General features: G+C 65.2%; 20 protein-coding genes. 9 read left to right on the top strand and 11 right to left on the bottom strand.

The features are described 5' to 3' along the window. Positions 1-179 precede the first annotated feature (179 nt). On the top strand, positions 180-1952 hold the full coding sequence (locus MWN76_RS10780) for an EAL domain-containing protein (protein ID WP_250461425.1): 1773 nt from the start codon (positions 180-182) through the stop codon (positions 1950-1952). 293 nt (positions 1953-2245) lie between these two features. Here MWN76_RS10780 and MWN76_RS10775 read toward each other — a convergent pair whose 3' ends face one another. Further along, on the bottom strand, positions 2246-3244 hold the full coding sequence (locus MWN76_RS10775; protein WP_250461424.1) for an adenosine kinase: 999 nt from the start codon (positions 3242-3244) through the stop codon (positions 2246-2248). A gap of 192 nt (positions 3245-3436) precedes the next feature. On the opposite strand from MWN76_RS10775, the gene mrcB reads away from it, so the two are divergent. Beyond that, entirely contained in the window at positions 3437-6097 is a 2661-nt protein-coding gene (gene mrcB / locus MWN76_RS10770; RefSeq protein ID WP_250461423.1) for a penicillin-binding protein 1B, read from the top strand. Between the two features lie 34 nt (positions 6098-6131). Further along, the gene (locus tag MWN76_RS10765; RefSeq protein WP_250461422.1) at positions 6132-6725 is read left to right on the top strand and encodes a rhomboid family intramembrane serine protease; all 594 of its coding nucleotides are present in this window, start codon (positions 6132-6134) and stop codon (positions 6723-6725) included. 1 nt (position 6726) lies between these two features. Here the strand turns inward: MWN76_RS10765 and MWN76_RS10760 are convergent, their stop codons facing one another. Both MWN76_RS10760 and hemB read right to left on the bottom strand, forming a co-directional pair. After that, a complete protein-coding gene (locus tag MWN76_RS10760; RefSeq protein ID WP_250461421.1) occupies positions 6727-8457 on the bottom strand; it encodes a cellulase family glycosylhydrolase in 1731 nt (576 codons plus the stop codon). Between the two features lie 232 nt (positions 8458-8689). After that, positions 8690-9703, bottom strand: coding sequence for a porphobilinogen synthase (hemB, locus tag MWN76_RS10755; protein WP_250461420.1), 1014 nt, complete (start codon positions 9701-9703; stop codon positions 8690-8692). Between the two features lie 94 nt (positions 9704-9797). Here hemB and MWN76_RS10750 point away from each other — a divergent pair, with 94 nt between their 5' ends. After that, positions 9798-10187 (top strand): MAPEG family protein, encoded by a 390-nt coding sequence (locus MWN76_RS10750; protein WP_250461419.1) that lies wholly within the window; start codon positions 9798-9800, stop codon positions 10185-10187. A 1-nt stretch (position 10188) separates the two neighbouring features. On the opposite strand, the gene MWN76_RS10745 is transcribed toward MWN76_RS10750, so the two are convergent. From MWN76_RS10745 to MWN76_RS10720, 6 genes are all read right to left on the bottom strand, one after another. After that, on the bottom strand, positions 10189-10815 hold the full coding sequence (locus MWN76_RS10745) for a GntR family transcriptional regulator (protein WP_250461418.1): 627 nt from the start codon (positions 10813-10815) through the stop codon (positions 10189-10191). Then, positions 10816-11988, bottom strand: coding sequence for a benzoate/H(+) symporter BenE family transporter (locus MWN76_RS10740; protein WP_250461417.1), 1173 nt, complete (start codon positions 11986-11988; stop codon positions 10816-10818). Positions 11989-12120: 132 nt separating this feature from the next. Beyond that, on the bottom strand, positions 12121-13404 hold the full coding sequence (gene hemL / locus MWN76_RS10735) for a glutamate-1-semialdehyde 2,1-aminomutase (protein ID WP_250461416.1): 1284 nt from the start codon (positions 13402-13404) through the stop codon (positions 12121-12123). 254 nt (positions 13405-13658) lie between these two features. Next, positions 13659-14444: a bifunctional hydroxymethylpyrimidine kinase/phosphomethylpyrimidine kinase gene (gene thiD / locus MWN76_RS10730; RefSeq protein ID WP_250461415.1), complete on the bottom strand. Its 786-nt coding sequence runs from the start codon at positions 14442-14444 to the stop codon at positions 13659-13661. Positions 14445-14530: 86 nt separating this feature from the next. Then, positions 14531-14953 (bottom strand): protoporphyrinogen oxidase HemJ, encoded by a 423-nt coding sequence (gene hemJ, locus MWN76_RS10725; protein WP_250461414.1) that lies wholly within the window; start codon positions 14951-14953, stop codon positions 14531-14533. Positions 14954-15183: 230 nt separating this feature from the next. After that, the gene (locus tag MWN76_RS10720; protein WP_250461413.1) at positions 15184-16992 is read right to left on the bottom strand and encodes a chloride channel protein; all 1809 of its coding nucleotides are present in this window, start codon (positions 16990-16992) and stop codon (positions 15184-15186) included. A 108-nt stretch (positions 16993-17100) separates the two neighbouring features. Between MWN76_RS10720 and argC the strand changes: the two genes are divergently transcribed. From argC to erpA, 4 genes are all read left to right on the top strand, one after another. Then, on the top strand, positions 17101-18147 hold the full coding sequence (argC, locus tag MWN76_RS10715; RefSeq protein ID WP_250461412.1) for an N-acetyl-gamma-glutamyl-phosphate reductase: 1047 nt from the start codon (positions 17101-17103) through the stop codon (positions 18145-18147). A gap of 56 nt (positions 18148-18203) precedes the next feature. After that, positions 18204-18947 (top strand): Atg14 domain-containing protein, encoded by a 744-nt coding sequence (locus MWN76_RS10710; protein ID WP_250461411.1) that lies wholly within the window; start codon positions 18204-18206, stop codon positions 18945-18947. Positions 18948-18981: 34 nt separating this feature from the next. Further along, positions 18982-19431, top strand: a complete 450-nt coding sequence (locus tag MWN76_RS10705; RefSeq protein ID WP_250461410.1) for a bactofilin family protein — start codon at positions 18982-18984, stop codon at positions 19429-19431. A 166-nt stretch (positions 19432-19597) separates the two neighbouring features. Further along, positions 19598-19951 carry an iron-sulfur cluster insertion protein ErpA gene (gene erpA / locus MWN76_RS10700; protein ID WP_250461409.1) on the top strand — a complete coding sequence of 118 codons (354 nt, stop codon included), beginning with the start codon at positions 19598-19600 and terminating at the stop codon, positions 19949-19951. A gap of 57 nt (positions 19952-20008) precedes the next feature. Here the strand turns inward: erpA and MWN76_RS10695 are convergent, their stop codons facing one another. After that, on the bottom strand, positions 20009-21118 hold the full coding sequence (locus MWN76_RS10695; RefSeq protein WP_250461408.1) for an anhydro-N-acetylmuramic acid kinase: 1110 nt from the start codon (positions 21116-21118) through the stop codon (positions 20009-20011). A 14-nt stretch (positions 21119-21132) separates the two neighbouring features. Continuing rightward, positions 21133-22512: a peptidoglycan DD-metalloendopeptidase family protein gene (locus MWN76_RS10690; protein ID WP_250461407.1), complete on the bottom strand. Its 1380-nt coding sequence runs from the start codon at positions 22510-22512 to the stop codon at positions 21133-21135. 315 nt (positions 22513-22827) lie between these two features. On the opposite strand from MWN76_RS10690, the gene tyrS reads away from it, so the two are divergent. After that, positions 22828-24132 carry a tyrosine--tRNA ligase gene (gene tyrS / locus MWN76_RS10685; protein ID WP_250461406.1) on the top strand — a complete coding sequence of 435 codons (1305 nt, stop codon included), beginning with the start codon at positions 22828-22830 and terminating at the stop codon, positions 24130-24132. Positions 24133-24209 lie beyond the last annotated feature (77 nt).

Here is a 24209-nt window from a genome sequence, read left to right as displayed (position 1 = left end):
AGGCAACTTTGTACCTGATTTGGCAGGCAGGGCGGGCAGGGAGCGCTCACTGGATGTGAACAGGCGGGTTTGTGTGATGGAGTTGGCGAATTCGCAGTGCTGTCGGCGGGGTGTGGCGCGAGCGCCTATAGTCCCCTGCAAACGACGCGCAAAACCAGATAAGACGCGAGCTTGCAGCTTTGACTGAGTACGATCCGAAATCCGTCGAGTATCTCGGCCTGCTGGCACAGGTCGAGGACGGGCTGATGCCCGCTGCGGAACTCAGTCTGCGGGCCGCCGAGGTCGCCCTGGGCGAAGTGGCCGACGGCGTCATCGTCACCGATGCCCGCGGCCGGGTCACCTACAGCAATCCGCTGGTAAGCGAGCTTACCGGAGACCTGGTGGGCCTGTTGCCGGGGCAATCCCTCAACGACAACCTGCAGCTCCTCGACCGCGACGGCCAGCCCCTCGAGCCCCTGTTGCCGACTGGCGAGCAAATGGCAGAGTTGCCCGCTATGCGGGAATTCAGTGCCTGTATCCGCCGGGATGGCGAGCGGTCGGTCGATATCACTGCGCAGGTCATCGCAGTGCGCGACGGCGCGACGCTGACGAACTTCGTGCTGGTGCTGCGGGACACTTCCGCCGCCCGCCGGATCTCCTCCCGCCTCAGTTGGCAGACCAGCCACGACAGCCTCACGCGCCTGCCCAACCGCCAGTATTTCGAGAACGAATTGCAGAACACCCTGTCGGCCTGCGTCGACCGGCGCCACCACCATGTGCTGCTGTACCTGGACGTCTACCAGTTCAAGGTGGTCAACGACACGCTCGGCTACGCCGCCGGCGACCAGCTGCTGGTACAGCTGGTGCAGTTGCTGCAGCGCTGTCTCTCGACCGCGGACCTGTTTGCGCGCGTGGGCAGCGACGAGTTCGCGATGCTGCTGCGCAACTGCACGGTGGAGGAGGCGCGACGCGTGGTGACGCGCCTGCGGGAGGCCGTGAAAGGCTTTTCCTTCCTGTGGGAGGAAAACGAGAATCGCGTGGCCGTCTCCATCGGTGCGGTGACCGTCGATTGCCACTCGCCACCCGCGGGCCAGTTGCTGGCTTCCGCCAACGATGCCTGCTGCGCGGCACGGGACCAGGGGCGCAACCGGGTAAAGCTGTTCAGCGATTCGCGCAAGGTGCTGGAGAAGCGCCGCGAGACTACCTGGGTGGCAGAGATACACGCGGCGCTGCGCGAGGACCGGTTCCTGCTGTACCGCCAGCCGGTGGTGGCCCTGCAGGACGGTTTGCGGGTACACCACTACGAGGTGTTGGTGCGTATGCGCGGTCGCGATGGCGGCGTGATCTCGCCCGGCTTGTTCCTGCCGGCGGCGGAGCGCTATGGCCTGATCGAGGAGGTGGATCGCTGGGTGATCCGGAGGATCCTGGCCTATATGGCGCTGGAGCAGCGTGAGGGTGTGACCGGCTTCAGCTACGCGATCAATATCTCCGGCATCAGCCTCGGCGACGACCAGTTTGCCGATTTCGTGTTGCGCGAACTGACCGAGGCCGGGGTGGCGCCGTCGCGAGTGCAGTTCGAGATCACCGAGACCAGCGCCATCGACAACCTGGAGCGGGCGTTGATCTTTATCCACAAACTGCGCGCCGCCGGCTGCAGCTTCGCGCTGGACGACTTCGGCCGCGGCGTCTCATCGCTGGCCTACCTGCGCCAGCTGCCGGTGGACTACCTGAAGATCGACGGCAGCTTCGTGCGCAATATGCTCGAGGACGAAATCGACAGTGCCATGGTCAGCACCGTCGACCACCTGGCCAAACAGATGGGCATCAGCACCATCGCCGAGTTTGTCGAGACGCCGGAGCTGATCGAGAAGCTGCGGCGGATGGGGGTGGACTATGCCCAGGGCTTCGGGATTGCGGCAGCGGCCTGCCTGCCCGAGATCAGCGATCCGCGCCATCCCGAGGCCCGGTCGTAGGGGCGAATCTTGTGTTCGCCCTGCTTGCTAAGCCCGCCATTGGTTTCCCGTTAGCCAGCGAGGTGGCGGCGCTGCTACCGATGGCTGTTTGCCAGACACGGGCTGGGCGCCCCCGGTGAATACATCCCTGTACGCTCTAATCGACATCCATGTCTCATAAGGTCTGGCAAACAGCCATCGGTATCAGCTCCTTCGCATCGGCTTCATAGTTCTTTTCGGCTCCTGCACCAAGCCTGCTAACGAAATTGAGCTTCAGGTGCCCCCGAGCCAGAATGGGTGAATATCAGGCCCCCCTACACCACCGGTGCCAGCAGTTCCTCGTACTGTTCCGCCCGCAGCCGCGGCCCGTACTGGCTTACCACCTGGCCGGCAGCGCGACAGGCCAGCTCGCCGGCCTCGGGAAAGGGCAGCTCCCGGTTGATGCCGTACAGGAAAGCGCCCGCAAACATATCGCCGGCGCCATTGGTGTCGATCGCGTGCACCTTGGTGCCGCTCACACGGTGCTGCTGCTCGCCATCCCACACCAGTGCGCCCTCGGCGCCCAGGGTGATGGCGAAGCTGCGGCAGTAGCGGGTCAGTGCCCTGGCGGCATCTTCTATCGTTTGCGTATCGGTAAAGTGCAGCGCCTCGTCGCGGTTGCAGAACAGCATGTCGACGCCGTCGCCAATCATTTCCAGCAGGCCGTCGTGGAACAGATGCACCATCGCGGGGTCGGATAGGCTCAGGGCGGTTTTGACGCCGGCGGCCTCGGCCTGCTCGCGCAGGGCGATGGCCGCAGTGCGGCCGGTGGGGGAGGACACCAAGTAGCCCTCGATATAGGCCCAGCGGGACGCGGCCAGCGCCTCGCGGTCCAGCTCCGCCACCGACAGCTCCGCGCTGATGCCGAGGAAAGTATTCATGCTGCGCTCGGCGTCCGGCGTGACCAGCACCAGGCACTTGCCGGTGATGCCGCCGTCGGCCTGTGTCAGCGCGGACGGGTAGTCGACGCCGGCGCTGGTCAGGTCGGCGCGGTAGAAGTCGCCGTTTTCGTCCGCGGCCACCTTGCAGGAGTAGAAAGTCCGCAGGCCGAAGTAGCTGGCGGCAATGACGGTGTTGGCGCCGGAGCCGCCGCAGGCCCGCTTGGCGGTCACCAGGTGATCCTCCAGGTTGCCGACCAACTGCCGCTGGCGCCGATCGTCCACCAGGGTCATGACACCCTTGTCGACGCCGAGCCGCTGCAGGTCGCTGTCGCTGACTTCGATTTCGGTGTCGAGCAGCGCCGCGCCGATACCGTAGAGATCGTACTGGTGCATGGGGATCCTTTTCAGTTGTTCCGGAATGGGCGCATTATGGCCGCCCCCCGGACAAGTGCAAGGCGCCCGCCGGCTTGAGGTGGGAGCCATCAGACCTTATAAAGGCCCGACTATGCACTGGCGACTAGTCGCCGAGCGCCAAAGACATCCTACCTATCTATAGTTGAATGAGAACTCTGGTTTAACAGTTATATGGCATCGAAGAAAAGCCGGCGCGCCAAAGCGTCCAGACCCGGAAGACTGCACCGCTGGATGGTGCGCCTCGGCCTGCTCGCACTGCTGGGCGGTGTGGTGCTGGCCGGCTATATGGTCTACCTGGACGTACAGCTGCGCGAACGCCTCGACAGCCGCCAGTACCAGCTGCCGGCGCGGGTCTTCGCGCGTCCGCTGGTGCTGCGCAACGGCATGGTGATGCGTCCGGATGAACTGGCGGCCGAATTCACGGCGCTCAACTACCGCGAGAACGGCGAACTGAGCGAGCCCGGCCAGTGGACCCGCGAGGGCATGGACTACCAGGTCTGGCGCCGCGACTTCGTGCATCCGGACGGTCGCGAGCCGGCGGCCAGGGTCTCATTCCGCCTGCGCAACGACGAGATCAGTAACCTGCGCGGCGAAAACGGCGAGCGGCTCGAGAAATTCCGCCTCGACGCCGCCAATATCGGCACCCTGCTGGGCGGCGGCGACGACCGCAACCCGGTGCGCTTCGACGATATCCCGCCGCTGCTGGCCAATACCCTGATCGCGGTGGAGGACCAGGACTTCCTGAGCCACTTCGGCGTCTCTCCCCGCGGCATCGCCCGCGCCATGGTGGCCAACATCAAGGCCGGACATGTGGTCCAGGGCGGTTCCACCATCACCCAGCAACTGGTCAAGAACATCTTTTTCGACCACGAGCCCAGCCTGTGGCGCAAGTTCAACGAGGCGCTGATGGCGATCCTGATGGAGCTGCACTACGACAAGGGCTACATCCTGCAGGAGTACATCAACGAGGTCTGGCTGGGGCAGCAGGGCAGTCGCGCCATCTACGGTTTCGGCCTGGCGTCCGAGTTCTATTTCCAGAAGCCCCTGGACACGCTGGAGCCGCAGGAGATAGCGCTGCTGGTGGGGCTGGCCAAGGGTGCCTCCTATTACAACCCCTGGCGCAACCCGGAGCGCGCCCTGGAGCGGCGCAACACGGTGCTGGAACTGATGGCGGAGCAGGGCCTGATCGCCACCGATGAGCTGGACAGCTACCAGGCCAAACCGCTGGGGGTGGCCACTGCCGGCGAGTCGGCGCAGAATCCCTATCCGGCCTTTACCGAGCGCCTGCTGGAAGAGCTGCGGCCCTACTACTCCTACGAGGAATTGCGCACCGCCGGCCTGCGTGTCTACACATCGCTGGCGCCATCGGTGCAGAAGCTGGCCGAGGACGCGATCAGCGAAGGCGCGGCTGAACTGGAACAGGACCGGGGAATCCAGAAGGATTCACTGCAGGCCGCCACCGTGGTGGTGGAAAACGGCACCGGCAATGTGCTGGCCATGGTCGGCGACCGGCGCCCGCACTACCCCGGCTTCAACCGCGCGTTGGAGGCGCGCCGCCAGATCGGCTCGCTGATCAAGCCGGCGGTCTACCTGACCGCGCTCGAACGGCCGTTCGACTACAACCTGGCCACGCCGATCGAGGATGCCCCCATCCGCATCGAGGGTGACAACGGCGATGTGTGGATGCCGCAGAATTTCGACAAGCGCGCCCACGGCCAGATACCGCTGTACATGGGCCTGGTCAAATCCTACAACCTGGCCACGGCGCGCCTGGGACTGGACCTGGGGCTGGAGAATGTGCGCCAGACCATCCGTCGGCTGGGTGTGCAGGCGGACCTGCCGCGGGTGCCGTCGATGCTGTTGGGTGCGGTGGAGCTGACGCCGTTCGAGGTGTCCGGCATGTTCCAGACCATTGCCAACGGTGGCGAGAACGTGGAGTTGCGCACCCTGGTGGCGGTCGCCAATGCCGAGGGCGAACAGGTGCAGTTTTTTCGCCCGCGCAGCAACCGCGGCGTCGACGCCGTGCCCGACTACCTGTTGCGCTACGCGATGGAACAGGTGATGCGCGAGGGTACCGGCAGGAGCGCCTACCGGCGCCTGCCCGGCAGTGTGCCCTTCGCCGGCAAGACCGGCACCACCAACGACTATCGCGACAGCTGGTTTGCCGGCTTCTCCCCCGGCGTCACCGCCGTGGTCTGGCTGGGGCGCGACGACAACGAGCGCACCAGCCTCACCGGCGCCACCGGCGCGCTCAAGATCTGGACCGAGATCATGCGCCAGCTGCCGCATCGCCACGGGCGTGTGCAGCCGCCGCGCGGGGTCGAGTTCAAGGCGGTAAACCAGCGCGGCCAGTACATGGATCCCGAGTACTGTCGCGGCGGTATCGAGCTGCCCTTTTCCTACGAGACCAAGCTGGAGCCGGCCCCCGAGTGCCGCGGGCGCGACCGCTGGCGCTGGTTCAAGGACTTCTTCGGCGATGACCGCGACCAGCGGGAGGCGGCGCCGCGGGAGGAGATGACACCCGGCTGGGGCATAGACCCGAAAGAGGAACAGCAACGCCGGGAACGGGAGCGGCGCGAACGCCAGTTGCAGGAGCAACTGCGCCGCGACGATGAGATGCAGCAGGCGCCGCAATCCGGGGAAGAACCGCTGCAACTGCCCCAGGGCGACGACCAGCGCTACCTGGAGCAGGAGCGCCGGGCCGAAGAGGAGCGGCGCATCATCGAGGAACGCCAGCGTCGCAACGAGGAGCTCCGCCGCAGCCGCGGTGAAGGGGCGCCGGTGGAAGAGGCCCAGCCCTGGCCGCCGGATGAAGAGGACCAGTGGCCCTGATCCCGCTACACGGGGCCGTTGAGCGGGGGCGGCAGTGAACGGATTTTTCTCCTCGGCCACCGGCGTGCTGCTGGTGGCGACCACCGCATTCAGCCTGGTGGCGCTCTACGCCGCGCCGGGGCTGCTGGCCCGCTGTGCCTTCCGGCCCTGGCTCGTCTGGCGCGGCCGGCAACTGGGCTCGCTGGTACTGGGCGGCTTCGTGCACGGGAATCTGCTGCACCTGGCGGTCAACATGTGGTGCCTGTGGATGTTCGGCCCGCCGCTGGAACGGCAGATTGGCACGCCTGCCTTTGCGCTGCTGTACGGCCTGGCCCTGGTGGGCAGCCACCTGCCGACCCTGTTCAAGGAGCGGCAGAATCCGGACTACGCCAGCGTCGGTGCCTCGGGCGCCATCTCCGCGGTGGTGTTCGCGTTTATCGTCTACTACCCGCAGGCGGAACTCTTCCTGCTGTTCCTGCCGATCCCGATCCAGGCCTGGATCTTCGGCCTGCTGTACCTGGCCTACAGCTACTACGCCGGCCGCGACCGCAGCCGGCGCATCAACCACGACGCGCATTTCTGGGGCGCGGTGATCGGGCTGGCGTTCGTCGCCGTCGCCGATCCGGGGGCCTGGGCCCGCCTGCTCTGATTCAGAGCGGCGCGAGGCGCAGCTGCTCCAGGCTGGCAGTGCCGCGCTCGAGGCCGAGCCGTACTGCCTGCGCGCCCGCCTCCAGCTCCACTTCCGCGATGCCCAGTGCGCCGCCGTCCCGCGCCGAGAGCGCCAGCGGATAGCGGCGTTCGCCGAGCTGCAGCCACAGGGCCGTGTCCTCATCCCGTTGCGGCAGCCGGACTTCGACACGGAAACGCCCGGCTTCCCGCACTGCCAGCGTGTACTGCAGCCATTCGCCCGCTTGCATCTCCACTACCAGTGTGTCCCGCTGCGGCGCGGCGATATCCACACCGTCGTTGCGGTAGATGTGCCCGCGGTTCCAGGGCGCGCGCGGGCCGCCGGTGGTGACGTGGTAGTTGGCCGTGTCGCGGTCGGCGTAGGCGCTGCCGGGGCGGCCCAGGTCGTAGTCCACCGCCAGCAACCGGCCGCCGTCGGCGCCGATACGGTGCGTGCGGAACGGCAGGGTGCCGTCGCGGTGGGGCTGGTCCAGCATCGCGTCCACCACATCGCGATGCACCAGGTTGTTGTCGAAGCGGATATCCTCGCGTGCCAGCCGCATCAGCGCCGTATAGGCCTCCTCCGCGGAGGGTTTCGGGCCGCCGTTTTTCCAGTAATCGAGCAGTTTCTGGTAGCCGGGGTTGGGGCGTATCTCCAGCGGGTTGTTGAAGCCGATCTTTTTCAGTGGCCAGAAGGCCCAGCCGATGCCCTCACTTTCCACCAGCTCGATGGCGTCGGCGAACCAGGCGTTGGAGTTTTCACCGGATTCCCCCAGCCACAGCGGCACGTCGTAGCGGTCGCGCAGTGCCAGTGCGCCGGCGATGCTGTCGCGGGTATTCTCGTTCCAGTATTTGTGGAAGCTGATCACCAGGTTGTCGTCCCACGGAGGCAGCACGCTGGCGTAGTTGTTGCCCCAGCAGTTGCCCTCGATGATCAGCATGTGCTTCCTGTCCACCGAGCGGATGGCCGCGCTGATATCGCGATACAGCTGGCGCAGCGGCCAGTTGTATCGCTCGTCGCAGCCGTGGCGGTCGCCGGCGTCGGAAAAGCCCCAGTTGGGTTCGTTGATCAGGTCGTAGGCGGCGATGTTCGGTTCGTCTTTATAGCGCGCGGCCAGCTTGCGCCACAGGGCGATGGTCTTCTCGCGGTTGGCCTCGCTCTGCCACAGGGAGGGCCTGTCCGGATCGCGATCGGAGATGGCGAAATCGTTGCCCTGGCCGCCGGGCGCCGCGTGCAGGTCGAGGATCAGGTAGAGGCCGTATTTCTCGCACCATTCCAGCAACTGGTCGGTCAGCGCGAAGCCGGTCTCCAGCCAGGTCTGTTCCCCGGGCACCGGTTCCCGTTCCACCGGCAGGGTGAACAGGTTGTAGTGCATCGGCAGGCGCACCGAGTTGTAGCCCCAGTCCGCCATGGCTTTGATATCGGCCTCGCGCACGTGGTTGGCGCGCCAGGCGCGGTAGAATTCCCCGGTTTTTTGCGGACCTATCAGCGCCTCGATCTTCCCGCGGATCACATGCTGCTGGCCGAATTCCCCCAACTGCAGCATATAGCCCTCCTGCAGCATCCAGCCGCCGAGGCCCATGCCGCGCAGGATGACCGGTTTGCCGGCGCCGTCGACAATCTGTGTGCCCTCGGTGCGCAGGAAATCGCCGGCGGCCGCGGTCGTCGACGCGAGGCCCAGGGCGGTCAGTATTGCGATCAGTATTTTTCTCATTATCGGTTTCTCCCTCATCGAAAACCCCGACCCGCGGCCGGCTACGCCGATCTTGTCGGAAGCGGGGGCCGGCTTCGTCCCACTTTGGTGGCGGCGTTCAATATGGGTCCGGGGGAATCGGGTGAGCGCAGTTCGGGAAAACGCGGGGCAGCAGAACGGTGGATCTTTTGCGGATCACTATAGCGCGGGGGAGTGGCGGCGCGGTAGATCCGGCTACCGCGCCTTGTCGGGGTCAGGAGCTGCGCAGGAGCCGTGCGGCGTCCTCGGCAAAGTAGGTCAGAATACCGTCGGCACCGGCGCGCTTGAAACCGAGCAGGGATTCCATGATGACCGCCTCGCGGTCCAGCCAGCCGTTCTCGAACGCGGCGCAGTGCATCGCGTACTCGCCGCTGACCTGGTAGGCGAAGGTGGGCACGCGCAGTTCGTCCTTCACTCTGCGCACCACGTCCAGGTAGGGCATGCCCGGCTTGACCATGATCATATCCGCACCTTCCTGCAGATCCAGTGCGCACTCGTGCAGCGCCTCGTCGCCGTTGGCCGGGTCCATCTGGTAGCTGGCCTTGCTGCCGCCCTTGAGGTTGCCGGCGGAGCCCACCGCATCCCGGAACGGGCCGTAGTAGGCGGAGGCGTACTTGGCGGCGTAGGACATGATCCGGGTGTTGATGAGGTTCTCCCGTTCCAGCGCCTCGCGGATGGCGCCGATACGGCCGTCCATCATGTCGGACGGTGCCACCACATCGGCGCCGGCGGCGGCGTGGGACAGCGCCTGTTGCACCAGTACCTCGACCGTGTCGTCGTTGACGATGTAACCGCTGTCGTCCATCAGGCCGTCCTGACCGTGGCTGGTGAACGGATCCAGGGCCACATCGGTGATCACACCCAGCTCCGGCGCGGCGTTTTTCAACTCGCGCACGGCGCGCTGTGCCAGGCCGTCGGCGTCGTAGGCGGCGCGGGCGTCGTCGGATTTTGCCGACGGATCCACCACCGGAAACAGCGCCACCGCCGGGATGCCCAGCTCGACCAGTGCCCTGGCCTTGTCCGCCAGCAGGTCCACGGTCAGCCGCTCGACACCGGGCATGGAGGCGACCTTCTGCGTCTCGCCGCGGCCCTCGATTGCGAACAGCGGCAGTATCAGGTCGTCGCTGGTCAGGCGGTTCTCGCGCACCAGGCGGCGGGAGAAGTCGTTGGCGCGCAGGCGGCGCAGGCGGGTGTGGGGGTAGGCGCCGCGGTGAAGGCTGCTGCTCATGGGAATAATCACTCCGGCTGGAACAAAGGGTTTTGCCGCACACTCGGCGGTGCGGCTAAGCTGGCGGCAATCATATCAAAATGGAGAGCCTGTCATGGCCGTTGCATTCTGGTGTCTGCTGGTGGCGGTGCTGATGCCGCCGGGGTTTGCGGCCATTGCCAAGGCCACCGCCAGCGAGCGCTACAACAACCGGGCGCCGCGGGAATTCCTGGAAAAACAGTCGGGCCTGTCGCGCCGCGCGGACTGGGCGCAGCGCAACAGTTTCGAGGCACTGCCGGGGTTTCTCGCCGGTGTCTTTGCGGCGATTGCCGCCGGTGTCGGCGGCCACTGGCTGGCCGGCCTGTCGCTCGCGTTTATCGCCGCGAGGGTACTGTACGGTGTCTGCTACCTGAAAGACTGGGCCAGCGCCCGCACACTGTGCTGGTTTGCGGGCTTTGCCTGCTGCCTGTGGCTGCTGGTACTGGCGGCACTGGCCGCCGCCTGAGTCAGGATCTGCTGTCGCGCAGGTGCGCCAGCAGTTTGCGCCCGGCGGCGGCAATATGCCGTTCCAGCAGCGTCGCGGCGGCTTCGCCATCGCCTTTCTGCAGGGCATCCAGCATGGCGTAGTGCTCCCGCTGGCTGGTGCGCTGGTAGTCGAGACTGCGGGACTGGTAGCCGATATAGCGTTCGTACTGGCGATTCAGCTGCTCCACCGTCGCGAACAGCGTGGAGCGCTGCGCTGCGCGGTAGAGGCAGGCGTGGAACTGCCAGTTCAGGTCGCCGATGGCGGCCGCGGACAGGTCCGGCTGCCGCTCCATCGAGTCGAGAATATCCCGCGCGCGGCCGAGTGTTTCGCCGCTGAGCCTGTCCGCCGCGAACCGCAACAGCAGCGGTTCCAGCTGTGCGCGCATCCAGTACAGGTCCTCCACTTCCAGCGGGTCGAACTGCGGCACGGCGACGCCGCGCTTGCCGTGCGGCGCCAGCCAGCCCTCGCTCTTCAATCGCTGCAGGGCATCCCGAACAGGGATGCGGCTGACGTTGTAGCGCTGCGCCAGTTCCGTCTGCTTCAGGACAGTGCCGGGGCGCAGGCGCCCCTGCTGCAGGTCCGATTTGATCTGCTCGTAGAGAGTCATTCAACTTCCCCTGCGCATGATCCAGTCGCTGGCCAGGCCGCCCAGCAAACCCCAGAAGGCGGCGCCGATACCGAAGAAGGAGGCGCCGGAGGCGGTGATCAGGAAGGTGATCAGCGCCGCCTCGCGGCGGTCGGCATCGCGGGTGGCGCCCTCCAGGCTGGTTCCGATGGTACCGATCAGCGCCAGTCCGGCAAGGCTGGCCACCAGTGCGCGCGGGAAGGCGTCGAACAGGGCCACCACGCCGGCGCCGAACAGGCCGAACAGCAGGTAGAAAATTCCGGCGGCAATGCCGGCGGTGTAGCGCTTGCCCGGGTCCGGGTGGGCCTCGGGGCCGGTGCAGATGGCGGCGGTGATCGCCGCCAGGTTGAAGGCGTAACCGCCGAACGGCGTCAGCAACAGCGACGTCAGGCCGGTGCCGCTGATCACCGGCGATACCGGCACCCGCTCGTAGCCGCTGGCGCGCAGGGTGGCGACGCCGGGAATATTCTGCGAGGTCATGGTGACGATAAACAGCGGCAGGCCGACGCCCAGCAGCGTGGCCAGCTCGAATTCGGGCGCCACCCACACGGGTCTGCTCAGGGCCCAGTGCAGCTCGCCGAACTGCAGCAGCCCCAGCAGCCAGCTGGCGCCAAACCCTACCAAGAGCACCAGGATGATCGCGTAGCGCGGCAGCCAGCGCCGCCCGGCCAGGTAGGTCAGCAGCATGGCGCCCACCAACTGCGGGCTGGTCTGCAGCGAGGTGAACACCGACAGTCCGAACTGCACCAGGATACCGGCCAGCATGGCGCTGGCGATGGGTGTGGGAATGCGCCGCATGACCTTCTCGAACGCGCCGGACAGGCCCAGCAGCAGCGTCAGCAGCGCGCTGAACAGGAAGGCGCCGATGGCCTGGCTCATGGGCACACCGGCCAGGCCGGTGGCCAGCAGCGCCGCGCCGGGAGTGGACCAGGCGGTAATCACCGGCGCCCGGTAGTACCAGGAGAACAGGATACAGGTCAGGCCCATACCCAGCCCCAGGGCGCCGACCCAGGAGATCATTTCCGCCTCGCCGGCCCCGGCGGCGCGGGCCGCCTCGAAGACGATGGCCACGGAACTGGCGAAGCCCACCAGTACGGCGACGAAGCCGGCGCTGACGGCGGACAGACTGGTATCCGCCCAGATGGATCGCTGCACAATGTATACCTTTTGAAAAATGTATACATTTTTACGGGGAAGCGTAGAAATCTGCAAGCGAGATTGTAGGGAAATGCGGGAGAAGCTTGGTGGAAGGGAAGGCCCGCAGTATCTGCGGGCCTGTGGCCGCCGTCAGGCGAGGTCGGCGAAGACCTTGCGCGCGGCGGCGATGGTGGCGTCGATATCCTCGTCGGAGTGGGCGGCGGACATGAAGCCGGCTTCGTAGGACGCCGGCGCCAGGTAGACGCCCTGTTCGAGCATGCCGTGGAAGAAGCGGTTGAAGCGCTCGGTGTCGCAGGCCATGACCTGCTGGTAGTTGGTCACCTGTGGTTCCCCGGTAAAGAAGAAGCCGAACATGCTGCCGGCCCGGTTGGCGGTCAGCGGGATACCGGCCTCGGCGGCCGCGGCCAGCACGCCTTCCACCAGGCGCTCGGTCCTGGCGTTGAGCTGTTCGTAGAGTCCCGGTTCCTGCACCAGGCGCAGGGTTTCCAGGCCGGCCACGGAGGCCACCGGGTTGCCGGCCAGGGTGCCGGCCTGGTAGACCAGGCCGAGCGGCGCTATCTGTTCCATGACCTCGCGCTTGCCGCCGAAGGCGCCCACCGGCATGCCGCCGCCGATGACCTTGCCGAGGGTGGTGAGGTCGGCCTCGATGCCGTAGTGGCCCTGGGCGCCGGTCAGCCCAACGCGGAAACCGGACATGACTTCGTCCAGGATCAGCACGGCGCCGTGCTGGTCGCAGACTTCGCGCAGGGTTTCCAGGAAACCGGGCACCGGCGGGATGCAGTTCATGTTGCCGGCCACCGGTTCGACGATGATGCAGGCTATCTGGTCGCCGATCTCGTCGAAGCACCGGCGCACGCCGTCGGCGTCGTTGTAGCTCAGCGTGATGGTGTGGTCGGCCAGCGCCGCCGGTACGCCCGGGGAGGAGGGCACGCCCATGGTCAGGGCGCCGGAGCCGGCCTTGACCAGCAGGGAATCCGAATGGCCGTGGTAGCAGCCCTCGAATTTGACGATCTTGTCGCGGCCGGTGTAGCCGCGCGCCAGGCGGATGGCGCTCATGGTGGCTTCGGTGCCTGAACTGACGAAGCGCACCAGGTCCATGTTCGGCCACAGGCGGCACAGTTCCTCTGCCAGTTCGGTCTCCAGCTCGGTGGGCGCGCCGAAGCTGAGGCCGGACTGTACCTGCTCGGTCACTGCGTCGATCACGTCCGGCTGCGCGTGGCCGAGGATCATCGGTCCCCAGGACTGCACATAGTCGATATAGCGTTTGCCATCGACATCGTACAGGTAGGCGCCCTCGGCGCGCTCAATAAACAGCGGCGTACCGCCCACGGCGCGGAAGGCGCGCACCGGGGAATTGACGCCCCCGGGGATCACACGCTGGGCTTCGGCAAAGAGTTGCTCTGATTTGCTCATAGGAATCTGCAGACTGCTCGGAGGATTTGGCGGGCTATTATCGCGGCCGCGGGGCTGTCCTACAAACTATTGGAGCAGTGTGGGGAGTTGCGGGCTCTGACGGCGGGAGTCTGTCAGGTAACTCGGGGCCTTCACATCAGGCCTTTGTATTCTTTTTCGGGTTAGTGCAACCTGCTGACCGAGTCCCGAGTCCCGAGTCCCGAGTCCCGAGTCCCGAGTCCCGAGTCCCGAGTCCCGAGTCCCGAGTCCCGATCCTACCTTTTCGACCAGAAAAACCGGTTCGGAATCGGCCGTCCCATCCCCAGCCGGCGGCTGTCGGCAATGGCGCTCCAGGTGAACTGCTGGCTGCGGGTGACCGCCTCAATGATGGTGAGCCCGTGGGCGATATGGCAGGCGATGGCGGTGGCCAGGGTGCCGCAGGTACCGTAGGCGGCCGGTGGCAGCCGCTCCCAGTGGAACTGGCGGATCAGGCCGCGCTCGTCGTAGAGGCGGTTTTCCAGTTGCTGTTCGCGGGGCACGCCGGTCACCAGCAGATAGTTGCAACCGCTCTCCAGCAGCTCCTGTGCCATGGCGTCCAGCACGTCGGCCTCCACGGCCATGGCGCAGGCCTCTCGGCGGTTGGGGCAGGCCATGGTGGCGTGGGGTAGCAGCAGCGAGGTCATCGCCTCCCACAGTGGCGGCGCCAGCAGGCTGTCCTTGTCGGCGAGGGTGGCGTCCGGGTCGATGATCACCGGGATATTGGGATAGTCCCGCAGCACGCTGTGCAGGGCGCGCACGTTTTCCACCGAGCCCAGGTAGCCCACCTTGATGGCGGCGACCGGCATATCCTCCAGCACTGCGCGCGTCTGTTCCACCAGCAGGGTGTCGTCCACCGGCGCGACGCCGATCAGTTCGCCGGTGTCGCCGACGCTGATGGCGGAGACCACCGACGTGCAGTGGCAGCCGAGGCTGACGGCGGTCTCGGTGTCGGCGGTGATGCCGGCGCTGCCGCTCGGGTCGTGATGGGTGATGGTCAGGACGACGGGTTGGTGCGTATCCATAGTCGGTCTGTGTGGGTGGCTGTCCATCTCAGTTTAGTTGCTGCATATCGCCGGTCCCGAGTGATTTGCTGCCCATCTGAACACGGTCAGAAGGGTTTCACCACTGCCAGGATCACGATTGCGATCAGGACGATGACCGGCAGTTCGTTAAATACGCGAAAGAAGCGCCCGCTCTTGGTCACCGTGCCGGCGGCAAATTTGCGCACGTAGGCGCCGCAGATATGGTGGTAGCCGATCAGCAGCACGACAAAAGTCAGTTTGGCGTGCAGCCAGCCGGCGGTCTTGTAGTAGCCCCAGTTGTATGTCAGCAGCCAGATACCCAGGGCGATGGTGGCGATCATCGACGGCATGGCAATGCCGCGGTAGAGCTTGCGCTCCATGATGCAGAAGCGGTCGCGGCTGACGGCATCGGTGGCATCCACGTGGTAGACGAACAGGCGCGGCAGGTAGAAGAGCGCGGCGAACCAGCAGACCACGGCGACCAGGTGAAAGGCTTTGACCCACAGCATTGATTATTCCCCCTCGATTTGAAGTTGTTTGCGATCCATCCGGTCGACGAGTAAGAGAGGCCGGCATCGGGGCCTTCGCGTCCGATCTCGGAATTCTTATCCAGTCGCAGGGTGCGCACCGTTGACCGGATGGTGCGCACGGCGCACCCTACGCCGAGTCCCGAGTCCCGAGTCCCGAGTCCCGAGTCCCGAGTCCCGAGTCCCGAGTCCCGAGTCCCGAGTCCCGCTGATTACTTCCGGTAATAGTTATCGATATGCGCAGGCAGGATAATACCCGCCGCGCTCTTGTCCAGTGTGCCGCCGTGACCGCGATCGATATAGAGGGCATCGGCGCCGCTGCTGTCCAGTTTCTGCTGGGCCTCGAGCAGGGTGGCGCGCCAGGTCAGTGACGCCAGTTGCAGGCGCTCGCCGGGCAGTTTCACCAGGTCGATATTGTCCTCGGCGTCGCGTTTCTTGTCCTCGCGGCCCTCCTCGCGCGCCTCGCGCACCCGTTCCAGGAAGCTCGCCAGGTCCGCTGCGCGCAGCAGTTGCGGGGTGGGTTCGTCCGGCTGGTCGATCAGGATCCACTGCGGATGCCGCCCGATCAGCCGCGTGGCCTCGGCCTCGCTGACATTGCGCGGGGAGACGATAAAGCGTCGTTCCATGACGCTGGCCACGCCCACGCGGCTCAGCATCTGCTGGCGCCAGCTGGGGGTGCCGCTCTTGTCGAGGGCGCGCAGGGTCTCCTGGAAAATGCTTTCGGTGCCGAAGAAGTGCCGGCTGACCAGGCAGGCGACGACGATCATCATCATGCCGGGAAACAGCACATTGGGGTTGTAGGTCAGCTCGAGTATCGCCAGCAGCGCGGCCAGGGGGGCGTTCAGCAGCGCTGCCATCATCGCCGCCATGCCCACCATGGCGTAGAAGCCGGGGCTGGCGGTGTATTCGCCCAACCATAAATTGGTGAGGCCGCCGGCGATGCCGCCCATGCAGGCGCCGAGAAACAGGCTCGGGCCGATGACGCCGCCGGGAATGCCGAGGCCACTGCCCACCGCCGTGGCCACCAGCTTGGCGGCGACGATGACGGCGAGTGCGGTCAGGCCCAGTTCGCCGAGCATGGCCATTTCCAGGGTGTCGTAGCCGGCGCCCAGGATTTCCGGCACCCAGATGCCGAGGGTGCCGGTGACCAGCCCCACTACCAGGAAGCGCAGCATCGGTGGCCGGTACTGCTGCCGCACCAGCAGTCGCTGGGCGCGGATAAACAGCGCCGACAGGGTGCCGATCACCAGCGCGCACAGGAACAGTACCGGCAGCTCGGCCAGTGAGTTCATCTGGATGGCGGGCACATTGAATGCGGGTTGGTTGCCGAAAGCGAGTTGCGCGATGGCGCTGCCGGCCACCGCGGCCAGCATGACCGGCAGGAAGCCGGCCACCGAGTACTCCAGCATCACCACTTCCATGGCGAATACCACGCCCGCCAGCGGCGTGTTGAAGGAGGCGGCGATGGCGGCGGCGACGCCGCAGCCCAACAGGCTGCGCATCGAGTTGTGCGGCAGCTTCAGCCGCCCGCCCACCCAACTGCCGCTGGTGGCGCCCAGGTGTACGGCGGGGCCCTCGCGGCCCACCGAGTGGCCGCTGACCAGTGCTGTGGCGCCGGCGAAAAACTGCAGTAGCGCATTCTGCACCGGCATCTGCCCCTGGTGGTTGTGCAGCCGGTCGAGCACATACACCACGCCCACCTGGCGGCGCCGTGCCTGCAGCAGGTGATACACGCCGCCGAGAATCAGTGACCCCATCACCGGCAGCCCGAAACGCCAGTGGGGTGGCAGGGATTCGTAGCGGTCGGGGATCGCCAGGAAAAAACCGGCCGGCCATTCGCTGGCGATGCGGAAGGCCACGGTGACCGCGCCGGCGCAGATGCCGGTGATCAGGGCCATCGCCACCAGCGGGCCCAGCGCCTCCTGGGAGGAGAGCAGCAGGCGCAGTTTTTCCAGGCCGCGCTCGCGCTGTGGCCACAGGGGGGCTGTTTTTTTTCCGGGGTCGCCGGGGCGCTGTGACACGACACATCCTTATTCGGGTCGGAGCTTGTGGTAGAGTGCTGGGCTGATTATACAGGGGCCTTCCGCCGCGCAGGGCGGTGGCGCGCGAGCACAGGAGATTCGTAAAAGGTGATCAAGGTAGCAATAGTCGGCGGGACCGGCTACACGGGCGTGGAATTGTTGCGGCTGTTGACGGCCCATCCGCAAGTGGAACTGACTGCGATCACGTCCCGCGCGCTGGCGGGGACGCCGGTGGCGGAACTGTTCCCGAACCTGCGCGGCCATTGCGACCTGGCCTTCTGCGAACCGGATATCGAGCAGTTGGGCCGCTGCGACCTGGTGTTCTTCGCCACGCCCCACGGCGTGGCCCAGGCGCAGGTGCCGGAGTTGATTCGCCGCGGTGTGCGGGTGGTGGATCTGTCGGCGGATTTCCGCATCGTGGATATCCCCACCTGGGAAGAGTGGTACGGCCAGCCGCACGCGGCACCGGAGCTGGCGGCGCAGGCGGTCTACGGGCTGCCGGAGGTCAACCGCGCGGATATTGCCGGCGCCCAGTTGGTGGCCTGTCCGGGCTGTTACCCCACGGCGATCCAGTTGGGCTGGATTCCGCTGTTGGAGACGGGGTTGGTGGACCCGAAACAATTGGTTGCCAGCGCTGCCAGCGGCGCCACCGGCGCCGGGCGCCAGGGCAAGACGGAGCTGCTGTTCGCCGAGAACAGCGACAACTTCCGCGCCTACGCCGCCGGCGGCCACCGCCACCTGCCGGAGATCGAGCAGGGGCTGAACCGGGTGCAGCCGGCCGGCAGCGACGCCGCGCGCGTGACCTTTGTACCGCACCTGCTGCCGATGGTGCGCGGTATCCATGCCACCCTGTTCGCAAACCTGCAAAAAGGTACGGGTATCGAGGAACTGCAGCAGCTGTTCGAGAGTCGCTATACGGGTGAGCCGTTTGTCGATGTATTGCCCGCCGGCAGCCACCCGCAGACCCGCAGTGTGCGCGGTACCAACCTGTGCCGTTTGGCGGTATTGCAGCCCCAGGGGCGTGATACCGTTGTCGTGCTTTCGGTCATCGACAACCTGGCCAAGGGCGCCTCGGCGCAGGCGATTCAGAATATGAATATCATGTTCGGGTTAAATGAGACGCTGGCACTGGAGAGGCCGGCGCTGCTGCCTTAGAATCGGCACTCTTACCCCGACCAATCACCTATAACCAGAACAACACAGCGGATTCCATGGCGCGCAAAGTCAAAGGCAGCAAGCAGTACCGCATGAAGGTGGTGCCTCATCGCCCGTTTTCCGGAGTCGTGTCCATTGTCGGCGCGGCGCTGCTGGCGCTGGTGACCTCGGCCTCGGCCTACTACGCCGGCCAGTATCACCTGAGCCGCAGTCTCGACAAGAAATCCCGGGCGCACGAGTCGGCCCTGGGGCAGCTCGACAAGCTGAAGAGCGAAAATGAGACGCTGCGCCTGCGTGTCGCCACTGCGGAGCAGTCCCTGACCATCGGCGAGCAGGCCAACGACAAGGTCCGCGCCGAGCTGGTGCAGAAAGAGAGCCGCATCGCCGAGCTCAAGCAGGAAATTTCCTTTTACCGCGGCCTGATGGCCCCGGCCGATGGCAGCGACGGCGTTTCCATCGGCCGCTTCAGTATTTCGCAGACGTCCGATGCGCGCCGCTACCAGTACAAGTTGCTGGTGCAGCAGTCGGCCACGCGGCACAACGTGGTGAAGGGGTACGCTTCCTTCATCGTTGTGGGCAGCCAGGATGGACAGCCAAAACGCTATCCGCTCAGCGCTCTGTCGCGGCAGGTGGACAGCGAAAAGATTCTTTTGCGCTTCAAGTACTTCCAGAATATCGAGGGCGAGCTACAGTTGCCCCAGGGCTTTGAGCCGGAAGGGGTGGAATTGTCGCTCAAGTCCAGCGGGCGCAAGGGTTTCAACATCGAGCAGCGCTACGGCTGGCTGGTGCAGAAGAGCTAGCCCGGCGTTGAATGCATGAGGTTTGACACGAGTTATGTTTAGTAAAAAAGAAAAGGTTGACAGCACTATGGCCAGCTCCGGTAGCAACCACACGACACTGATTGCACGCCAGACCGAAGTGTCCGGCGATATGCACTTCCGCGGCAACCTGGTGGTCGAGGGTAAGGTGAAGGGTAATGTCAGCGCGCACAGCGACAGCGACGCGCGCCTGCAGATCGTCGACGGCGGTACCGTGGAGGGCGAGATTCGCGTACCGCACGTGGTGATCAACGGCAATGTGAATGGCGATGTCTACGCCGCGCGCCACCTGGAGCTGTCCTCCAAGGCGATGGTGGAGGGCAATGTCCACTACAAGCTGATCGAGATGGTGAAGGGCGCCCAGGTCAACGGCGCGCTGGTGTCGAATGTGGATATGGACACCACTGGCGAGCCGCGCATGATCGAGTACTCTTCCGAAGAAGAGACGGTCATCGACGCCGACTGATCCCTTCCCGGCCCCATCCGGGGCACTTGCGGACCCGCCGCGCCGGGTCCGCGGCCATCCAATACTTGACTGAATTTCTGGGTTTTAGCAAGATGGCCGCCTTGGGGCGGGGCTCAGTATAATTTCTGTACGAGCGGTAAGCGCCTGTAAGTTCTGAGAGAGACCTATGTCTGAAGCTGTATCCTTTTCACCCGAACCGGTAATGGTGACCGACAAGGCAGTGGCCAAGGTCAAGAACCTGCTGGAAGAGGAGGGCAACCCCGAGCTCAAGCTGCGGGTGTTTGTCACCGGGGGCGGCTGCTCCGGATTCCAGTACGGCTTTACCTTCGACGAACTGGTGGCCGAGGATGATGCCGTGGTCGAGAAAGACGGCATCGAGGTGCTGGTCGACGCCATGAGCTACCCCTACCTGGTGGGTGCCAGCGTCGATTACGAGGAGGGGTTGTCCGGTTCCCGTTTTGTGGTCACCAATCCCAACGCCTCCTCTACCTGCGGCTGTGGCTCCTCTTTCTCCATCTGATCTGTAATCGGGGAGCCCGCCTGTTGGCATCGTCACGGCCATTGATGGACCGCGGCGTCAGGCCGGATAGATCCCCCCCAGCACCGTCTCCTCTTTCGCCCCGGTCACCCTGGGGCAATTGCCCGGCAGGCCCCGCAGTGTCTGTCGGGCCAGCCACGCAAATCCCACCGCTTCCAGCCAGTCGGCGTCGATACCGTAGCTGCCAGTACAGGCGATGGACCAGGTGGGCAGCCGCCGGCGCAGGCGCGACAGCAGGTCCTTGTTCCTGGCGCCGCCGCCGCACACCAGCAGTTCACCGCCATCGGCAAACAGGTGCACGGCCTCGGCCACGCTGGCCGCGGTGACTTCGGCCAGGGTCGCCTGTACATCCGCCGGGGCTATCTGCAGGCCGGCGGAGGCCTGCTCCAGCCAGCTGGGGTTGAAGGTTTCGCGACCGGTGCTCTTCGGCGGCTCGGCGGCGAAGTAGGGATCGGCCATCAGCCGGTTCAGCAGCTCCGGGTGGACGCGGCCGCTGGCGGCCCAGGCGCCATCGCGATCGAAAGGATGCCCCTGGTGCAGCCCGATCCAGTAGTCGAGCAGCGCGTTGCCGGGACCTGTGTCGTAGCCGTAGACGCTGCCGTCCGCGGCCAGCTCGGTAATATTCGCCATGCCGCCGATATTGACCACGGCGCGGTTGCGGTCGGTGGCGAACGCGGCGCGGTGGAAGGCCGGCATCAGCGGCGCGCCCTGGCCGCCCAGGGCCATGTCGCGGCGGCGGAAATCCGCCACGGTGGTGATACCGGTGAGGGCGGCGATGGTGTTGGGATCGCCCAGCTGTATCGTGAAGGGCGAGGCCACGCTGCCCGGTGGGCGGTGGCGCACCGTCTGGCCGTGGCTGCCGATGGCGGAGACATCGCCGGGGTCGACGCCGGCACGGGCCAGCAGCGTCTGCACCGCCTCTGCGAACACCTGGCCTATCTGCCGGTCCAGTTGGCCGGCGCGGTCCAGTTCCGATGGCCCGGGCGCGCAGAGGGCCAGTATTGCTTCGCGCAGCGATGAGGTTATGGGGTGACCGATAGCGGTGAGGATTTTGGGTTTGCTGTTTTCTCGATCGCCGAAATCGACCAGCACCGCGTCGATACTGTCGACGCTGGTGCCGGACATCAGGCCGATATACAGATCCGGCATCTGGAAGGGGTCCGTTAGTTGACGTTGTTGTTCTCGTTGTCTTCGCTGCGCTGCGCCAGTGCGGGCTGTTCGTAGCTCTGCAGCTGTGCCAGTAGCGGCTGTGTCTGCGCCCTGAAGCGGGCCATCTCCGAGTCGGGGATGGATTTTGCCTTGGGCAGCTTGCGCACGATGGTGGCCGGGTTGCGGTGGTGGCCGTTGACCAGGAACTCGTAGTGCAGGTGCGGGCCGGTGGCGTAGCCGGTGGAGCCCACATTGCCGATCAACTGGCGCTGCTTGACGCGATCGCCCGTTTTGACCCGGCGTTTGCTCAGGTGCAGGTAGCGCGTCATATAGCGCTGGCCGTGCTGGATGAAGATATAGTTGCCATTCGGTTTGCTGTAGCCGGCCTTGACGACCCGGCCGTCGCCAGCGGCGTAGACCGGGGTGCCGGTGGGAGCCGCGTAGTCGGTGCCGTTGTGCGGCCGGCGGGTCTTGAATACCGGGTGCAGACGGCGCGGGTTGAAGTGGGAGCTGATACGGGTGAAATCCACCGGGGTGCGGATAAACGCCTTGCGCATGCTCTTGCCGTCCGGGGTGTAGTAGCTGGCGTCGCCGTTCCTGTCGATGTAGCGCACGGCGCTGAAGGTCTTGCCCTGATTGGTGAAGGAGGCCGCCTGGATGGCGCCGTTGCCGATTTTCTCGCCGTCGAGGAATTCCTCCTCGAACATCACGTTGAAACTGTCGCCCTTGCGGATATCCAGCGCGAAATCGATATCGGAGCTGAATACCTGGGCCATTTCCATGATCAGGTTGTTGCTGAGCCCGGCTTCATTGCCGGCCACGAACAGGGAGCTGTTGATTTCGCCCTGGCGGAAAGCGGTGTAGCTGTCCGGCTGGCGCTGGTGCAGGATGTGTTGGTAGACACCACTGTTACCGCGGGAGAATTCCACCAGGTTGAGGCGGTCGCGGTGGACTTCCAGGCTCTGCAGCGCCCCGTCGTTGTCGATGTGGAAGGTCAGCTCCTCGCCGGGATTGAGCTTCGCCAACTGCTGGGCCTCTTCGCTGCTCGACAGCAGTTCATACATCTCTGCGGCGCTGATGCCGGCGCGCTGGAACAGGTCTGAGAGGGTATCCCCATTCCCGACCTCCAGCGTGCGCTCACTCAGGGAGGGTTCGATTGCGGTCGGTTCGGCGGCAGGTGCTTCTGCCGCCGTCGCCGGTGCCTCCCCGGCGGCGATCGCCGTCAACTTCACTGGCAGGGAATGCTTTCGCGCCTCCACTTCCGGGGTGGAGACGAACATGGTCAGCGCCAGGGCAAAACTGGCGGCACCGGCCGCCAGGGCGTGGGTGCGCGGGAAATGCTGGCGCAGGGCGCCGAGCAGGCGCGCTGGCGTCGGTTTGCGTTGATTGTGCATGGTCTTAACGGATGGCGCTGCTTGTGATTGTTGTCGGTACTATCGGTACTACTGCTACTGTCGGTACTACTGCTACTGGTGGAACGATCTCGTGCCTAAAAAACGAACACCAAAGCGGCTTTATAACAAAATTCACGCCCTTGTTCACGGAGTAATTGACCTGTCTATCCATGATTCGGTTCCTCTGCACCGGTTCCCTGGCAGTGGTTTACACCTGACCGCTGATCTTGTATTTACCGCTGTATTCGGTAATGTTGCAGCCCATTTTGCCGCCGCAAGGCGGCGTTCTCAGTAAGAAATAGACGAGGGAAAACCATGGCCGGGGTCGATGCGACACTGCTTAAAGACTTGGACCGCCGCGGGCTGATCAATCAGGCCACGGGCGACGGCGAGCTGACACAGCACCTGGCGGAGAGTCGCACACTCTATTGCGGTTTCGACCCCACCGCGGATTCCCTGCATATTGGCAGTCTAGTACCACTTCTCACGTTGAAGAGGTTTCAGGCGGCAGGACATAAACCGATCGCACTCGTTGGCGGCGCAACCGGCCTGATTGGCGACCCTTCCTTCAAGGCGCAGGAGCGGAGCCTCAATACACCGGAGGTGGTTTCCGGTTGGGTGGAAAAAATCCGGGCCCAGGTGTCCCGTTTTATCGACTTTGACTGTGGTGAAAACAGTGCCGCAGTCGTCAACAACCTGGACTGGACCAAAGACCTCAGTGTGCTCGATTTCCTCAGAGATGTAGGAAAACATTTCTCCGTCAACAATATGGTCAACAAGGAATCCGTCAAGCAGCGGATCCAGCGGGAAGGCGAGGGCATCTCCTTCACCGAGTTCGCCTACATACTGTTGCAGTCGATGGACTTCTCCGAGCTCTACCAGCGCCACAGCTGCACCCTCCAGATCGGCGGCTCCGACCAGTGGGGCAATATCACCGGCGGTGTGGACCTGGCCCGGCGCCAGCACCGCGGCAAGGTCTTCGGCCTGACGCTGCCGCTGGTGACCAAGTCCGACGGCACCAAGTTCGGCAAGACCGAAAGCGGCACTATCTGGCTGGATCCCGGCCGCACCTCACCCTACGCCTTCTACCAGTTCTGGCTGAACACCGCCGACGCGGATGTCTACAAGTTCCTGCGTTACTTCACCTTCCTGGGGGTCGACGAAATCGATGCGGTCGAGGCCGCGGACCGCGAGCGCGCCGGCAGGCCCGAGGCCCAGGGCATCCTGGCGCGGGAAGTGACCCGCGAAGTGCACGGCGAGGAGGGGCTGCAGGCTGCCGAGCGCATTTCGCATGCGCTCTTCTCCGGCGACAGTGCCGAGTTGTCGCTGGGAGACCTGGAGCAACTGCGCCTCGATGGCCTGCCCAGCTCTGCACTGCCGGGCGAGTTTGGCCAGCAGACCCTGATCCACCTGCTGGTGGAGGCGGGCATGGCCCAATCCGGCAAGCAGGTCAAGGACGCGCTGGGCCGCAATGCCGTGCTGGTCAACGGCGAGCCCGTGGGGATGGACAGCAACGGTGACCCGGCCGGGGTTTTTGCTGCCGGCAGGGCCTTGCACGGCCGTTTCTTTATCCTGCGCCTGGGCAAGAAGAAGTACCACCTGTTCGACCTGGCGGGCTGATTTCCGGCCCGCGCTGGCACCTCGCAAAACTTATTTTCACGAATTTGTAAAAAAGGCTTGCGGAGCCCCCCTCTGAA

The sequence above is a fragment of the Microbulbifer litoralis genome (assembly GCF_023634065.1).
Classification (GTDB): Bacteria; Pseudomonadota; Gammaproteobacteria; order Pseudomonadales; family Cellvibrionaceae; genus Microbulbifer; species Microbulbifer litoralis.
Note: the sequence above shows the minus strand (reverse complement) of the source record. Positions and strands in the feature narration are given on the sequence as shown.

Coding starts and splice junctions, on each gene's coding strand:
- MWN76_RS10775 (WP_250461424.1), bottom strand. CDS start 3,244: ATGCACCAGTACGATCTCTACGGTATCGGCGCGGCGCTGCTCGACACC.
- mrcB (WP_250461423.1), top strand. CDS start 3,437: ATGGCATCGAAGAAAAGCCGGCGCGCCAAAGCGTCCAGACCCGGAAGA.
- MWN76_RS10760 (WP_250461421.1), bottom strand. CDS start 8,457: ATGAGAAAAATACTGATCGCAATACTGACCGCCCTGGGCCTCGCGTCG.
- hemB (WP_250461420.1), bottom strand. CDS start 9,703: ATGAGCAGCAGCCTTCACCGCGGCGCCTACCCCCACACCCGCCTGCGC.
- MWN76_RS10750 (WP_250461419.1), top strand. CDS start 9,798: ATGGCCGTTGCATTCTGGTGTCTGCTGGTGGCGGTGCTGATGCCGCCG.
- MWN76_RS10745 (WP_250461418.1), bottom strand. CDS start 10,815: ATGACTCTCTACGAGCAGATCAAATCGGACCTGCAGCAGGGGCGCCTG.
- hemL (WP_250461416.1), bottom strand. CDS start 13,404: ATGAGCAAATCAGAGCAACTCTTTGCCGAAGCCCAGCGTGTGATCCCC.
- thiD (WP_250461415.1), bottom strand. CDS start 14,444: ATGGATACGCACCAACCCGTCGTCCTGACCATCACCCATCACGACCCG.
- hemJ (WP_250461414.1), bottom strand. CDS start 14,953: ATGCTGTGGGTCAAAGCCTTTCACCTGGTCGCCGTGGTCTGCTGGTTC.
- MWN76_RS10710 (WP_250461411.1), top strand. CDS start 18,204: ATGGCGCGCAAAGTCAAAGGCAGCAAGCAGTACCGCATGAAGGTGGTG.
- MWN76_RS10705 (WP_250461410.1), top strand. CDS start 18,982: ATGTTTAGTAAAAAAGAAAAGGTTGACAGCACTATGGCCAGCTCCGGT.
- erpA (WP_250461409.1), top strand. CDS start 19,598: ATGTCTGAAGCTGTATCCTTTTCACCCGAACCGGTAATGGTGACCGAC.
- MWN76_RS10695 (WP_250461408.1), bottom strand. CDS start 21,118: ATGCCGGATCTGTATATCGGCCTGATGTCCGGCACCAGCGTCGACAGT.
- MWN76_RS10690 (WP_250461407.1), bottom strand. CDS start 22,512: ATGCACAATCAACGCAAACCGACGCCAGCGCGCCTGCTCGGCGCCCTG.
- tyrS (WP_250461406.1), top strand. CDS start 22,828: ATGGCCGGGGTCGATGCGACACTGCTTAAAGACTTGGACCGCCGCGGG.